The following is a 13,343-nucleotide window of genomic DNA, read 5'->3' as shown; positions in this document are numbered from 1 at the left end:
GGGGAGCCCCGATGAGCGACGACGAGGTTCGGCGCCGACCCGAGAGCCGAGGCCCGTCCTGCCCCTTCGCCTGGTGCACGACACGGCACGGCCAGACGACGCACGAGGCAGACGAAGACCATCGCAGCGGTGGGCGCTCGCTCACCCTCACCCTGCGCGACGGACGCGACGGTGCCGCGATAGCGACGGCCGACGTCGAGGTCGGCCTCCTCCACCGGCGCAGCGACTCCCGCACCTGGCTGGTGATCGAGAACGGGCGCGACATCCGCGTGCAGATCACCGCCGAGAGCGCCCACGACCTCCTGGCGGCCGTGCTGGCCGACCCCGCCGTGGCAGACGAACTCGGCGTCGCGACCGCTGAGGGCGATCGCTAGATCTTCGCGATCGGTGCGATCTTGATGAGGAGTTTCTTTGCGCCGACCGTGTCGAACCTCACGTGGGCGACGCGTTTGGCACCCTCCCCCGTCACGGCGTCGACGCGGCCCTCGCCGAAATCGTCGTGCCGGATGCGATCACCCGACGCGAGCACGAGGTCGCCGTTGTCGCGCACCTTCGCGGGGATGCGATTGGGGAACTTGTCGATCGCCGTCGACTTCGGTGCGAGGTCGTCGCCGTAACGCTTCGTGCCCCAGCTGCCGGAATCGGAGCCTCCCGACGGACGGGCGTTGAGGGCACGGGAGCGAGAGCCGCCGCGCGAGTTCACATCCCCCGGCGATTGGCGCCAGTCGATGAGCTCCGACGGCACCTCTTGCAGGAACCGGCTGGGCATGGCGACGGTGACCTCGCCGAACTGCGCGCGGGTCATCGCCAGCGAGAGGTAGAGGCGCTTGCGAGCACGCGTGATGCCGACGTAGAAGAGGCGGCGTTCCTCGGCGGGCCCCCCGGGCTCGTTCGCCGAGATGCGGTGGGGGATGAGGTCTTCTTCCACGCCGGTGAGGAAGACCGCGTCGAACTCGAGCCCCTTCGCCGTGTGGAGGGTCATCAGTGACACCGACCCCGATGCATCGTCGAGGTCGTCGGCATCGGCGACCAGGGCGACTTCGCTGAGGAAATCGATGATCGTGCCCTCGGGGTTGTTGCGGGCGAACTCGCGGGTCACGGCGACGAGCTCGTCGAGGTTCTCGAGGCGCGCTTCATCTTGCGGGTCGCGACTGCGGCGCAGGGCGTCGAAGTAGCCCGACTTGTTCAGCAGCAGGGTGAGCCCCTCGGCGACGGCCGTGGGGGGCGCGAGCTCGCCCGTGGCGGGCAGCATGATCGCGGTCGCCTCGGCGAGGACGGCGTCGAGCTGGGCGATGGCCGCCTGCAGCTTGGGCCCGACGCCCAGAGCGGAGGAGTTCGCGAGCGCATCGCGGAAGGTGATCTGCTGGTCGGCCGCGTACCGCGCGATCGCCGTCTCCGTCACGTCGCCGATTCCGCGGCGCGGACGATTCAGGATGCGGCGCAGCGCCATCTCGTCGGCGGGGTTCGCCACCGCGACCAGGTAGGCGAGGGCGTCCTTGATCTCGGCGCGCTCGTAGAACTTGGTGCCGCCCATGATCTTGTAGGGCACCGCCGAGCGGATGAAGATCTCCTCCAGCGCACGCGACTGGGAGTTCGTGCGATAGAACACGGCCATCTGCGAGTAGTCGACGCCCGTCTTGTGCAGCGACTCGATCTCGTCGGCGACGAACTGGGCTTCGTCGTGCTGCGAGTACCCGGTGAACCCGATGATGGGTTCGCCGGCGCCGACATCGGTCCAGAGTCGCTTCTCTTTGCGGTCGAAGTTGTTGCTGATGACGGCGTTCGCCGCCGACAGGATGTTCTGCGTGGAACGGTAGTTCTGCTCGAGGAGCACGACTTTCGCACCCGGGTAGTCGCGCTCGAACTCCGTGATGTTGCGGATGTCGGCGCCGCGGAATGCGTAGATCGACTGATCCGAGTCGCCGACGACCGTGAGCGACGCGGCGTCTTCGCCGACGGGCTCGGGCTCGAAGATCATCATGCCGCCGCTGGAGGCGATCGGCGCAGCATCCGCCCCGATCGGACGGGTCAGCTCGTGGATGAGCGCGTACTGCGCGTGGTTGGTGTCTTGGTACTCGTCGACGAGGATGTGGCGGAAGCGCCGACGGTACTGATCGGCCACGTGCGGGAACGCGCGAAAGAGGTAGACCGTCTGACCGATGAGGTCGTCGAAGTCGAAGGCGTTCGATTTCTGGAGTTCGCGCTGGTACGCGCCGAAGATCTCGACGAAGACCCGCTCGACGGGGTCGCTCATGTTCGCCTGGCGCGCGTACGACTCCGCATCGGCGAGCTCGTTCTTTAGCTTCGAGATGCGGCTCTGCGTGCCCGCCGGTGTCAGGCCGAACGCGTCGCCCTCGTGCTCTTTGACGAGCCGCTTGATGAGCGCACGGGAGTCGCCGGAGTCGTAGATCGTGAACGACTTCGTGAAACCGAACTGCTGGGCCTCGCGGCGGAGGATGCGCACGCACGCGGAGTGGAACGTGGAGATCCACATGCCCTCGGCGCGGTCGCCGATCAGCGAGCGCACCCGCTCGCGCATCTCGCCCGCGGCCTTGTTGGTGAACGTGATGGCGAGGATCTGGCTCGGCCACGCCTCACGGCTGCGCAGCAGCGACGCGATGCGGCGCGTGAGCACGCTCGTCTTGCCCGAACCGGCGCCGGCGACGATCAGCAGCGCGGGGCCGCGATACGTGACGGCCTCGAGTTGGGGCGGGTTGAGTCCGGCGAGCAGGTCGTCGTCGGAGCGCGAGGCGTGATCGGCCTTGTCGAAGCGCCCGGTGCCGCTGCCGACGATGAGGGGCGTGGTTGCGTCGGTCATGTCCCGTCAAGTGTAGGCGCGGGCTCCGACAGCCGCCCCGTCGATCGCGGCCGCGGGGACGACGACCGCCGGTCTGTGACGACTCAGGGGGACATCATCGGTCACACACCTCGACCCGGGTGCGACTGGCGATCTACCGTGGAACCGTCATCGCGGCGATCCGGGCGGTCCCGGGCATCGGTTCATACCCGACTGCGTGGCGGGTTCGACTCCCGCCGTCGCGTCCACTCTCCCCGCCGGAATCGACGGCGCCGGGCGATGTCAGCCCATCGGCGCAGGGTTGTGCGCGTGGCGCTCCGCGAGCATGGTGACCGCGGCGAGGACGGCGTCGCGGAGGTCGCGCGCCCCGTCGGCCTCCCAGTTCGCCGGGTCGGGGAACGCCCATTCCACGTGCTCGCCCGCGATCGGGCCGGGCACGCGCAGCCCGGGCTTCATCGTGACGACGATGTCGGCGGTCGCGAGATCGTCGACGGTGACCGCGCGCGGCTTCGCCGCGGAGGTGTCGATCCCCAGCTCGGCGAGGGTGGCGGCGATGGCCGGGTTGATCGCCTCGGCGGGGGCGACCCCCGCACTCGTCGCGGCGAAGCGATCACCGGCGACGTGAGCGAGAAGGTGGGCGCCGAGCTGCGAACGTCCGGCGTTGTGCGTGCAGATGAACAGCACGGTGGGCGGGGTGGTCATGCGTGGGCTCCGGTCGGTCGAGTGTCGCGCGACCAGCTCTGGGTCGCGAGCTGCACGGCATCCCACGGGGAGCCGAGCGGCGGGGTGTACGAGAGGTCGAGGTCGCTGATCTGCTTGACGGTGAGGCCGGCGAACAGGGCGGTGGCGTACGTATCGACGCGCTTGGCGGTCTCGGTGCCGAGACGCCCGACGAGCTGGGCGCCGAGGAGGCGACCGGTGCCCGTGTCGCCGGTGACGCGGATGCTGATGGGCTGAGCGCCGGGGTAGTACCTCTTGTGGTCGTCGGCGACCGCCTGGGTCGTGGCCGCGGTGAATCCCGCGGCGACGGCCTCGTGCTGGCGGAGCCCCGTGCGCGAGGCGACGAGGTCGAAGACCTTTACCACCTGGGTGCCGACGGAGCCCGCGAAACGCGCGGCCCCACCCAGGGCGTTCTCCCCCGCGATGCGCCCCTGCTTGTGCGCGGTGGTGCCGAGCGGGAGGTAGGTGACGCCGAGGAGGCGGTGGTGGGTCGTGACCCCGTCGCCGGCGGCGAAGACTCCCGGAAGTCCGGTGCGCATCTGCTCGTCCACGACGACGGCGCGTCCCGCGCCGAGAGTGGCCCCGGCACGCTCGAGCAACTGCGTGTTCGGGCGCACGCCGACCACCGCGAGCACGAGGTCCGCCGTGTGATCGACCTCCGTCCCATTGTGGATGGCGTGAACGGTCAGGCCGCGCTCGGACTTCTCGACGCCGCGAACGGTGGTGCCGGTGTGGACGACGACGCCGTGGTCGACCAGCTCCGCGCGCACCAGGGTCCCGAGCTCGACGTCGAGAGTGGAGAGCACTTCGGGGCCGCGTTGCAGCTGGGTGACCGCGATGCCGCGAGCGGTGAACGCCTCGGCCATCTCGAGGCCGACGTAGCCCGCCCCGATGATGATCGCCGAGCGCGGCGGTCGCTCGGTGAGGTGTTCGTCGAGCGCGAAGGTGTCGCCCATGGAGTGGATGACGTGCACCCCGTCGTCGGGGCCGAGCTCGTCGAGACCGGCGATCCCCGCGTGAGTGGGGAGGGCTCCGGTGCCGACGACGAGCGCGTCGTAGTCGATCGTCGACTCCACACCCCGCCCGTCGCGAACGGTCAGCCGTCGACCCGGGACGTCGATACCCGTTGCGAGGGTGTCGAGACGCAGGCGCATGCCGGTCGCCTCGAGATCCGCGTGGGTGCGGTGGGCGAGCGACTGCCAGGGCTGCACTTCTCCGGAGAAGAAGTACGGGATGCCGCAGATGGAGTAGTTGGGATAGGCGTCGGCGACGACCACGGTGACATCCGCGGTCGGGTCGAGTTCGCGGGCACGCAGCGCGGCGGAGATTCCGGCGTCACTGCCACCGATGGCGACGAGGTGCATGAGGTGTCCTTCGGGTCAGGGGATGGTCTGCGGCACGACGACGTCATCCGCGACAGGCGAGCCCGTCACGGCGCGGGGGAACACGACGACGGCGAGCGCGGCGCCGAGGATCGCGCCAAGCAGCTGGGCGGCGAGGAACGGGAGGACCGACGTCGGTGCGATACCGGCGAACGTGTCGGTGAACATGCGCCCGACGGTGACGGCGGGATTCGCGAACGAGGTCGAGCTGGTGAACCAGTAGGCCGCGCCGATGTACGCTCCGACGGCCGGCGCCGCCACCCAGCCCGCGCCCGCGCGCGCCAGGCCGAGCACCAACAGGAGGAGCCCGGCGGTGGCGACCACCTCGCCGAGGAGGACCCCGGGGCCGGTCCGCACCGTCGTGGACCACGCGGTCGGAACGTCGAACATCAGGTTCGCGAGCACCGCTCCCCCGATCGCGCCGGATATCTGCGCCGTGACGTACACGATCGCCTCGGGTGCCCGCGGGCCCGACCGTGCCCCGCGGCCCAGCACCGCGTCGACCGTCGAGACCATCGGGTTGAGGTGCGCGCCCGAGACGGGACCGAACAACAGGATCAGCACGGTGAGGCCCATGGCCGTCACCAGGCTGTTGGCCAGCAGCTGGATGCCCCCGTCCGTCGACAATCGCGACGCGGCGATGCCGGACCCGACGACGACCGCGACGAGCAGTCCGGTGCCCAGCGTCTCGGCGACGGCGCGCCGCATCAGGTGCGAGTGGTTCATGGTTCTCCAAAGCTTGACAGCGACACACTACCTCAATCAATATTGAGTCAATGAACAGCGAGCAAACAACCCTCGAGGCTCGCGCCGCCCGTCACGCGGCGCTCGCCGATCCGACTCGACTGCGGATCGTCGACCTGCTCGCGCTGGGCGACCTGTCCCCGCAGGAGCTGCAATCGCGGCTCGGGGTGGCGTCCAACCTGCTCGCCCACCACCTCAAGATCCTCGAGTCCGTGGCGCTGATCACGCGGTCGCGGTCCGAGGGCGATCGGCGACGCAGCTACGTGCACCTGAACGCGCACGGTCTCGGCGACGTGGGCCCGCACGCTCACCTCGCGGCGTCCCGCGTGCTCTTCGTGTGCACGGCCAACTCCGCGCGCTCACAGCTCGCCGAGCACATGTGGCGCGAGAGCAGCAGTGTCCCCGCGGTGTCGGCCGGAACCGTCCCCGCCCACTCGGTCGCTCCCGGAGCGGTGAGGGTCGCCGCGAAGCACGGCTTCGACCTCTCCCCCGCCCGCCCACGGCTCCTGTCGGAGATCGATCAGGTGGAGGGGGAGCTCCGGATCACGGTGTGCGACAACGCCCACGAGAACCTGGGCGCGAGCGACCTGCACTGGTCGATCCCCGACCCCGTCGCCGTGGGGAGTCTCGCAGCCTTCGAGACGGCGTACGCCGACCTCCGCCGCCGCATCGACACCCTCGCACCGCAGGTCTCCGCCGCGTAGCGCACCGCTGTCCGGGCGGCGGATCCGGCACGGCGTTGCACGACCGACGCCGCGACGCTCCGCAGCTGACCTCCCAGCGTGCGTTACCGCTCCGGCTTGCCGTCGATCGCGAACTCGCGATGCGCGGTCGCGACCGCCTCGAGGAACTCCGTGATCACGCGCTGCTGCTGCGCCGTGAACGCGGTGCCGATCTCGTCGATGCGACGCTCGAGGGGCGCCAGCTCGACCGCGACGAGTTCCCGAGCCTCATCCGTCGGCACCAGACGGAAACGTCGTCCGTCGGCCTCGTCGCGCCGCCGCTGGATGTGCCCCGACCGAACCAGTCGGTCGATGATCTCGGTCGCGGAAGAGCGCGTCACACCGAGGCGGACGCTGAGTTCTGCCGGGCCGATCGGATCGGCCGCGAGAGCGATGTGCTCGATCGCGGCGGCATCGGTGGTGGAGAGATTCATCCGTCGGGCTGTGACGAAACCCGCCTGCATCGTCGCGTCGTGCAGCTCCTGGAGGAGTGACGCGAAGGCGGATCGCTGAGCGTCCGCGGAAGGCATGTAGTTAATATACAGCTTTGCTAGTAGTTAGACTTCCGAACTAGTTTTCCCTCCCGATCGTTCGACTGTTGCCGACTGTGACGCCCGGAATCCCGGCGACGAGCGGGGGCTGGCTAGCGTGACCCCCAGCACCTGGAGAGTTCCGCATCCGGACCCCTGAGACACTCACCGCAGAAGAGGCCCCCATGAAGCTTTTCCGTCCTGCGCTCGTCAGCGCGATCGCCGCCGTCGTCCTCGTCGCCACCACGGCGTGCACCGGCGGGTCCACCACGACGACGGGCGACGCCGCCGATGGCGCCGAGAAGACGAGCATCAAGATCGGCTTCAACCCCGGCCCCTACCTCGACATGTTCCAGGGCGGCATCCTCCCGATCCTCGAGTCCGAGGGCTACTCGGTCGAGACCGTCGACTTCACCGACGGCATCGTCGTCAACGTGGCGGTCTCGCAGGGCGAGATCGACGCGAACATCATGCAGCATCCGGTGTACCTCGACTTCGTGAACGCCCAGGAGGGCATCACGAACGCCGCACTCGTGCAGATCCCGACGCCCCGGATGGGTCTGTTCGGCGGCAAGAAGTCGTCGCTCGACGACGTGGCCGACGGCTCGACCGTCACCGTTCCGAACTCGCCCTCGAACATGTACCGCGGTCTTCTCATCCTCCGCGACGCGGGGTGGATCGACTTCGACGACGTCGACGACCCCAATACGGCCGACCTGTCGATCATCACGTCGAACCCCTACAACCTGAACATCACGCCCATCGAGAACGCGCAGCAGGTTCCGGCGCTGCAAGACGTCGACTACGCGACGATCCAGGGCAACTTCATCGTCTCGGGCGGCCTGGACCACGGCGACGCCCTCGCCGTCGAGGACCAGCCCGTGTTCTTCTCGAACGTGGTCACCGTGCGCGAAGACGATGTCGACTCGGACTGGGCTCAGGCCATCAAGGCCGCTTACGAGTCGCCCGAGTTCATCGAGTACATCGCCTCCGACCCGCAGTACGACGGCTACCAGCTGCCGGCCTGGTTCGAGTGAGTTCTCGCGACGAAGGGCGCATCGTCTTCGAGAGCGTCACGAGACCTTCGGACAGAAGGATGCGGCGACCGCCGCACTGCGCGACGTCTCTCTCGAGGTCTCTCCGGGATCGATCTTCGGAGTCATCGGATACAGCGGCGCCGGGAAGTCGACGCTGATCCGCACGGTGAACGGCCTCGAGCAACCCACGAGCGGGCGGGTGATGGTCGAGGGAGTCGACATGGGCGCGCTGCGCGGGCGTGCCCTGCGCACCGCCCAGCGCCGCACGGGCATGATCTTCCAGCAGTTCAACCTGCTCGAGACCGTGCGCGTGCGCGACAACGTGGCGCTGCCCCTTCGGCTCGACGGGGTCGCACCCGCCGCCGCCCGCGCCCGGGCGGAGGAGGTGCTCGACTTCGTCGGCCTCGGCGCGAAGGCCGACAGTTTCGCCTCGCAGCTCTCCGGCGGTCAGAAGCAGCGGGTGGGCATCGCTCGCGCACTCGTGCGGAACCCCCGCATCCTCCTCTCCGACGAGGCGACCAGTGCGCTCGACCCGACGACCACGGTGCAGATCATCGAACTGCTGCGCAGCATCAACCGCGAATACGGCACGACGATCCTCGTCGTCACCCATGAGATGGACGTCATCAAAGACCTCGCCGACGAGGTCGCCGTCATGGCCGGCGGCGCGGTCGTCGAGCACGGTTCGGTGCTCGACGTGTTCGTGCACCCGCGCGCCTCGATCACACGCGACTTCGTCACGACCGTCGTGCCGCAGGGACTCCCCGCTCGCGTCGTCTCCCACGTCGGCGGCGACAACCTGTGGCGCCTCCTCCTGCTCGACGAGCAGGTCGCCGAGCCGCTCGTGTCGCACATGATCACCGACCTCGGCGTGACGGTGAACATGCTCCACGCCGACATGACCGAGGTCGGCACGCACACGATCGGTCAGATGATCGTGAAGGTCGACGGCCCCGCCGATCGGGTGCGCTCGGCGCGGGACTACCTCGAGTCACGGGTCGTCAGCCTCGAGGAGGTCGTGGCATGAACGGCGACCGCTGGACCCTCATCACGCCCGACATCTTCCTGAAGGCGATCGGTGAGACCCTGCAGATGCTGGGGTTCGCCCTCGTGTTCGGGTCGATCCTCGGGGTCGCGATCGGCACCTTCCTCGCGCTCACGCGACCCGGCGGCATCCTGCAGAACAGGCCCGCCAACATCGTGCTGGGCGTGTTCGTGAACATCGCCCGGTCGCTGCCGTTCATCGTGCTGCTCGTGGCGATCCTGCCCTTCACCCGCCTGCTCGTCGGCACGAGCATCGGAGTGTGGGCCGCCATCGTGCCGCTGACGGTCATGATCGCCCCCTACATCGGACGCCTGGTCGAGAACTCGTTGCTGGAAGTGCCGCAGGGGGTCATCGAGGCCGCCCGCTCGATGGGCGCCTCGCCGTGGCAGATCTTCCGCCGCTTCCTCCTTCCCGAAGCGCGCAGCTCGTTGATCCTGGCGATCACGATCGCCACGGTCGGACTCATCGACGCCACCGCGATGGCGGGCACGGTCGGCGCCGGCGGCATCGGCGACCTGGCGCTGTCGTACGGCTACCAGCGCTACGACGGCTTCGCCATGGTGCTCACGTGCGTCACTCTGATCGTGCTGGTGCAGGGCATCCAGATGACGGGGTCGGCGATCGCGCGCCGGTACCGGCGGCGGTGACGGTGGCCGACTTCTCCCCCGCGCGCCGGGTGCGCGCCCTACCCCCGAACTTCTGGGGCGCCATGGACCGCGAGATCGCGCGCCTGCGCGCGGAGCCCGGACCGCCGGTGATCGACGTGTCGAAGGGCAATCCCGACCTCCCGACGCCGGAGCACATCGTGGCCGCGATGCAGCGGGCCGTCGCCGACCCGGTGAACCACCGCTACCCGTCGTCGATCGGGCGTCCGGGGGTGCGTCGGGCGATCGCGAAACGCTACCGCGACGACCACGGTGTGCAGATCGACCCCGACGCGCAGGTCGCCATCTTCCACGGCTCGCACGAGGCCATCATGGCGTCGGTCATCGCGCTCGCCGATCCGGGCACGAACGTCGTGCTGCCCGACCCCGGGTACCCGCTGTACCTCTCCGCCGCCGACCTGGCCGAAGCATCCGTCGTCTCGCTGCCCCTCGACGCACCGTCGTTCCAGCCGCGATTCGCCACGCTCGACGCCGTGAGCGATGCGAGCGTGCTCGTGCTGAACTACCCGAACAATCCGACCGGGGCTCTGGCGACGCCCGAGACGATGGAGCGGGCGCTCGCCTTCGCACGTCGGACGGGCGCGGCGTTCGTGCACGACTTCGCCTACTCGTCGCTCGGTTTCGACGACCGTCGCCCGCTGTCGGCGCTCGCGTTCGACGCCGGGCTCGATGTCACCGTCGAGCTGCAGACGTTGTCGAAGACGTACAGCATGGCCGGGTGGCGGTTCGGCTTCGCGGCCGGCAACGCCTCCATCATCGACGCGATGGCGCGCTACCAGGCGCACGCGTTCAGCACGATGTTCGGCGCGACGCAGGTCGCGGCCACGGCCGCCCTCGACGGCGACCAGAGCGCCGCCGCAGAGCTCGTCGGCATCTACCGCCGGCGGCGCGACCTCGTCGTCGCGGGGCTGCGCGCCGCCGGGTGGGAGGTCTTCGAGCCCGAGGGCACGTTCTTCGTCTGGGTGCGGGTGCCCGGTGGGGCGGATGCTGCGGACTTCGCACGCAGGCTCCGGGAGGAGCAGCGCGTGGCGGTCGCGCCCGGCGACGGGTTCGGCGAGCGCGGACGCGGCTTCTTCCGCGTCGGACTCGTCCACGACGACGCGACGCTGACCGAGTTGGTCGAGCGCCTCACGGCGTTCGGCGCGGTCAGAGCTTCCGCCCGGGGTTGAGGGTCCCCCTCGGGTCGAACACGACCTTGACGGCACGCTGCAGTTCGCGGATGCGGGGCGGCACCTCGCCGTCGACCGCGTGGAGCTTCACCGAGCCGATGCCGTGCTCGCCGGCGACCGTTCCCCCGAGTCGCTGAGCCAGCACGAGCAGTTCGCGCTCGGCCGCCCGCGCCCGCGCGGTCTCGTCGGCGTCTGCCGGATCGAACACGACCGTCGGGTGCAGGTTGCCGTCACCCACGTGCCCGGCGAGGCTGATCTCCACCCCGAGGCGCGCCCGCAGCTCGACCACGGCGTCGGCGATCGCGGGCAGCTGTGACCGGGGTACGGCGAGGTCGCCGTGGGTCGCCCCGCCCCGGACGGCGACGAGAGCGGGACTCAGCGCACGACGGGCGGCGAACAGGTGATCCAGCCCGTCCGCGTCATCGGCGCGCGTGACGGTCTCCGCCCCGTGCGCGCGGAACGCGGCTTCGAAACCGTCGAGGTCGTCGGCGCTCCCGATCGCTTCGTCGGTGACGGCCAGCAGCCACGCCTGCGCGTGCTCGGGGATGCCGAGCTCGGGACGCACGAGACGGATGCCGCGCAGCGCCACCTCGTCGAGGAACTCGAGCGTCGACGGCAGTCGGGAGCCCGAGGCGACGACGTTCGCCGCCGCGAATGCCGAGGCCGCGTCGCGGAAGACGGCAGACACCCCCCTGCTCGGGCCGGGCGCGGGGCGCAGGGCGAGGGTCGCCTCGGTGATGACACCGAGGGTCCCCTCCGACCCCACGAACAGACTCGTGAGGTCGAGTCCGGCGACGCCCTTGACGGTCTCGGCTCTGGTGCGCACCACCTCGCCGTCGGCGAGCACCACTTCGAGGCTGCGGACCGCGTCGCGGGTCACCCCGTACTTGACGCAGCGCATGCCGCCCGCGTTGGTCGCGATCGTGCCGCCGATCGACGCCCAGTCGGCCGAGGCGGGGTCGGGCGGGTAGAAGAGCCCCACCGCCGCCACCGCGCGCTGCAGGTCGGCGACGACGACCCCCGGCTGGACGACGGCGACGCGGTCGACGGGGTCGATGCGCACGATGCGGTCGAGCGCGCCGAGGTCGAGGAGCACGGCGCCCTCGATCGCCGCCGCCGCCCCGACGAGACCCGACCGCGCGCCCTGCGGCACGACGGGTATGCCCGCGTCGTTCGCGGCGCGCAGAACGGCGGAGACCTCGTCCGTCGAGCGTGGCCGCACCACCACGGCGGCGACCGGCGGGGTCGTGCGCGACGCGTCGGACGCGTGCTGCGCCACGATCCGCGGATCGTCGATCACCGCCCCGTCGGGGAGGAGGTCACGGAGCGTCTTCACGAAAGCGGTGGCCACCGCTCCACCGTACGGATGACCGGCGCGCGGCGGCGCGACGCGCGTCACCGCCCGACACACACCCGCACGACGGCGCTGACCGGCGCGCGTCTCACTCGCCGCGGAAGATGGCTACGGCGAGATCGGCGTGGTCGGCGAAGACACCGTCGGGCTCAGCATCCCGGATCACCGCCCACTCCTCTTCGTACCGGCCGAAGGCACCGTCGTCGGTGCCGGATCGGAACTCCGGCACGAGGAAGGCGTTCTCAGGGCGGCACGTCCACGTGAAGACGCGCAGCCCCCGCTCGTGCGCATCCGCGACGACGCGGCTGGGTCCCCTCGCACGTCCGGCCGCATCGGGAGCCAGGATCATCCGCTTGTCGACGCTGATTCCGTCGAACCGGCCCGCGAGCGCATCCAGCCCGGCGGGCGCCGCCGTCTGCGCGTACGACGGTGCGGCCTCCCCGAGCGAGGCGACGAGGTCGGACGGACGGCCGTCGGCGGCGAGCAGGTAGATGTACTCGGCGGCGAGACCGCGCTCGCGGAGAGCGGTCAGCACGGTCGACTCGAACGACTCGACCATGAGCGGAACATCGTCGCCGAGGCCGCGGAGCTCGTCGAACACCAGCTGGTCGAGCCGGTGGCCGAGCCGACCGAGAGCGGTCGCGTGCTTGATCTCGACGACCAACCCGACCGGTCTCCCCCGCGCCGACCCGGCGTCGCGCACGAGATCGACGAGATCGCTCAGGCGCAGCATGGGCTCGGAATCGTCGAAGGCCGCGCTCCCGGGGCGCAACGTCGACAGCCGCTCCCGGCATCGGAGGGTGGCGAGCTCGGCCCACGTGAAGTCCTCGGCGAACCAGCCGGTGAGCATCTCGCCGTCGATCTCCTTGGTGGTCCGACGCGAGGCGAACACCGGATGCTGCGAGACATCGGTCGTGGCTCCGATCTCGCTGTCGTGCCGCACCACGAGCACACCGTCGCGCGAGACGACGACGTCGGGCTCCACCGCGTCGGCCCCCATCGCGATCGCCAGCTCGTACGACGACGCGGTGTGCTCGGGACGGTAGCCCGGGGCGCCACGGTGCCCGATGACGAGGGGTGCGGTCACGTCTTCACGTTAGCGGCCGGCTCGCTCATGGTGTCCTCACAGCAGCACCCCGCGACGGCGGGGAGGGCGTCGGCTAGTGTTGATCTACAGC

At 70.1% G+C, this 13,343-nt stretch carries 13 protein-coding genes and 1 tRNA gene; 7 read left to right on the top strand and 7 right to left on the bottom strand.

The window, feature by feature from the left end:
- Positions 1-11: 11 nt before the first annotated feature.
- Positions 12-374 carry a hypothetical protein gene (locus DEU34_RS03710; RefSeq protein ID WP_121148871.1) on the top strand — a complete coding sequence of 121 codons (363 nt, stop codon included), beginning with the start codon at positions 12-14 and terminating at the stop codon, positions 372-374.
- On the opposite strand, the gene DEU34_RS03705 is transcribed toward DEU34_RS03710, so the two are convergent.
- Entirely contained in the window at positions 371-2,818 is a 2,448-nt protein-coding gene (locus tag DEU34_RS03705) for an ATP-dependent helicase (RefSeq protein WP_121148870.1), read from the bottom strand. The two genes, DEU34_RS03710 and DEU34_RS03705, sit on opposite strands and share 4 nt — an antisense overlap.
- A 151-nt stretch (positions 2,819-2,969) precedes the next feature.
- Here DEU34_RS03705 and DEU34_RS16185 point away from each other — a divergent pair.
- Positions 2,970-3,045: transfer RNA gene (locus DEU34_RS16185), tRNA-Met, on the top strand.
- 34 nt (positions 3,046-3,079) lie between these two features.
- Here the strand turns inward: DEU34_RS16185 and DEU34_RS03700 are convergent.
- The 3 genes from DEU34_RS03700 to DEU34_RS03690 are packed head-to-tail and all read right to left on the bottom strand — an operon-like array spanning position 3,080 to position 5,625.
- On the bottom strand, positions 3,080-3,499 hold the full coding sequence (locus DEU34_RS03700) for a low molecular weight phosphatase family protein (RefSeq protein WP_121148869.1): 420 nt from the start codon (positions 3,497-3,499) through the stop codon (positions 3,080-3,082).
- A complete protein-coding gene (locus tag DEU34_RS03695) occupies positions 3,496-4,881 on the bottom strand; it encodes an FAD-dependent oxidoreductase (protein ID WP_121148868.1) in 1,386 nt (461 codons plus the stop codon). The genes DEU34_RS03700 and DEU34_RS03695 overlap by 4 nt, the downstream gene beginning before the upstream one ends.
- A 15-nt stretch (positions 4,882-4,896) precedes the next feature.
- The gene (locus tag DEU34_RS03690) at positions 4,897-5,625 is read right to left on the bottom strand and encodes an aquaporin (protein WP_259460013.1); all 729 of its coding nucleotides are present in this window, start codon (positions 5,623-5,625) and stop codon (positions 4,897-4,899) included.
- A gap of 50 nt (positions 5,626-5,675) precedes the next feature.
- Here DEU34_RS03690 and DEU34_RS03685 point away from each other — a divergent pair, with 50 nt between their 5' ends.
- Positions 5,676-6,347, top strand: coding sequence for a helix-turn-helix domain-containing protein (locus DEU34_RS03685; protein ID WP_121148867.1), 672 nt, complete (start codon positions 5,676-5,678; stop codon positions 6,345-6,347).
- An 83-nt stretch (positions 6,348-6,430) separates the two neighbouring features.
- Here the strand turns inward: DEU34_RS03685 and DEU34_RS03680 are convergent, their stop codons facing one another.
- Positions 6,431-6,895, bottom strand: coding sequence for a MarR family winged helix-turn-helix transcriptional regulator (locus DEU34_RS03680; protein ID WP_121148866.1), 465 nt, complete (start codon positions 6,893-6,895; stop codon positions 6,431-6,433).
- 185 nt (positions 6,896-7,080) lie between these two features.
- Here DEU34_RS03680 and DEU34_RS03675 point away from each other — a divergent pair, with 185 nt between their 5' ends.
- The 4 genes from DEU34_RS03675 to DEU34_RS03660 are packed head-to-tail and all read left to right on the top strand — an operon-like array spanning position 7,081 to position 10,811.
- The gene (locus tag DEU34_RS03675) at positions 7,081-7,932 is read left to right on the top strand and encodes a MetQ/NlpA family ABC transporter substrate-binding protein (protein WP_121148865.1); all 852 of its coding nucleotides are present in this window, start codon (positions 7,081-7,083) and stop codon (positions 7,930-7,932) included.
- Entirely contained in the window at positions 7,814-8,959 is a 1,146-nt protein-coding gene (locus tag DEU34_RS03670; protein WP_121148864.1) for a methionine ABC transporter ATP-binding protein, read from the top strand. Before DEU34_RS03675 ends, DEU34_RS03670 begins: the two co-directional genes overlap by 119 nt.
- Positions 8,956-9,624, top strand: coding sequence for a methionine ABC transporter permease (locus tag DEU34_RS03665; protein WP_116645939.1), 669 nt, complete (start codon positions 8,956-8,958; stop codon positions 9,622-9,624). Before DEU34_RS03670 ends, DEU34_RS03665 begins: the two co-directional genes overlap by 4 nt.
- Positions 9,625-9,626: 2 nt before the next feature.
- Positions 9,627-10,811 carry a pyridoxal phosphate-dependent aminotransferase gene (locus tag DEU34_RS03660; protein ID WP_147424003.1) on the top strand — a complete coding sequence of 395 codons (1,185 nt, stop codon included), beginning with the start codon at positions 9,627-9,629 and terminating at the stop codon, positions 10,809-10,811.
- Here DEU34_RS03660 and DEU34_RS03655 read toward each other — a convergent pair.
- The gene (locus DEU34_RS03655) at positions 10,789-12,162 is read right to left on the bottom strand and encodes an FAD-binding oxidoreductase (protein WP_121148862.1); all 1,374 of its coding nucleotides are present in this window, start codon (positions 12,160-12,162) and stop codon (positions 10,789-10,791) included. The genes DEU34_RS03660 and DEU34_RS03655 overlap by 23 nt on opposite strands.
- A 91-nt stretch (positions 12,163-12,253) precedes the next feature.
- Positions 12,254-13,252: a glycerophosphodiester phosphodiesterase family protein gene (locus tag DEU34_RS03650; protein WP_121148861.1), complete on the bottom strand. Its 999-nt coding sequence runs from the start codon at positions 13,250-13,252 to the stop codon at positions 12,254-12,256.
- Between the last annotated feature and the right edge of the window lie 91 nt (positions 13,253-13,343).

It is taken from the genome of Microbacterium sp. AG1240 (genome assembly GCF_003635115.1).
Lineage (GTDB): Bacteria > Actinomycetota > Actinomycetes > Actinomycetales > Microbacteriaceae > Microbacterium.
This window is presented reverse-complemented; position numbering and strand designations above follow the sequence as displayed.

Excerpts from the sequence above, each read along its gene's own strand:
- DEU34_RS03705 (WP_121148870.1), bottom strand. The coding sequence starts at position 2,818 with ATGACCGACGCAACCACGCCCCTCATCGTCGGCAGCGGCACCGGGCGC.
- DEU34_RS03695 (WP_121148868.1), bottom strand. The coding sequence starts at position 4,881 with ATGCACCTCGTCGCCATCGGTGGCAGTGACGCCGGAATCTCCGCCGCG.
- DEU34_RS03710 (WP_121148871.1), top strand. The coding sequence starts at position 12 with ATGAGCGACGACGAGGTTCGGCGCCGACCCGAGAGCCGAGGCCCGTCC.
- DEU34_RS03685 (WP_121148867.1), top strand. The coding sequence starts at position 5,676 with ATGAACAGCGAGCAAACAACCCTCGAGGCTCGCGCCGCCCGTCACGCG.
- DEU34_RS03675 (WP_121148865.1), top strand. The coding sequence starts at position 7,081 with ATGAAGCTTTTCCGTCCTGCGCTCGTCAGCGCGATCGCCGCCGTCGTC.
- DEU34_RS03690 (WP_259460013.1), bottom strand. The coding sequence starts at position 5,625 with ATGAACCACTCGCACCTGATGCGGCGCGCCGTCGCCGAGACGCTGGGC.
- DEU34_RS03670 (WP_121148864.1), top strand. The coding sequence starts at position 7,814 with ATGTCGACTCGGACTGGGCTCAGGCCATCAAGGCCGCTTACGAGTCGC.
- DEU34_RS03700 (WP_121148869.1), bottom strand. The coding sequence starts at position 3,499 with ATGACCACCCCGCCCACCGTGCTGTTCATCTGCACGCACAACGCCGGA.
- DEU34_RS03680 (WP_121148866.1), bottom strand. The coding sequence starts at position 6,895 with ATGCCTTCCGCGGACGCTCAGCGATCCGCCTTCGCGTCACTCCTCCAG.
- DEU34_RS03665 (WP_116645939.1), top strand. The coding sequence starts at position 8,956 with ATGAACGGCGACCGCTGGACCCTCATCACGCCCGACATCTTCCTGAAG.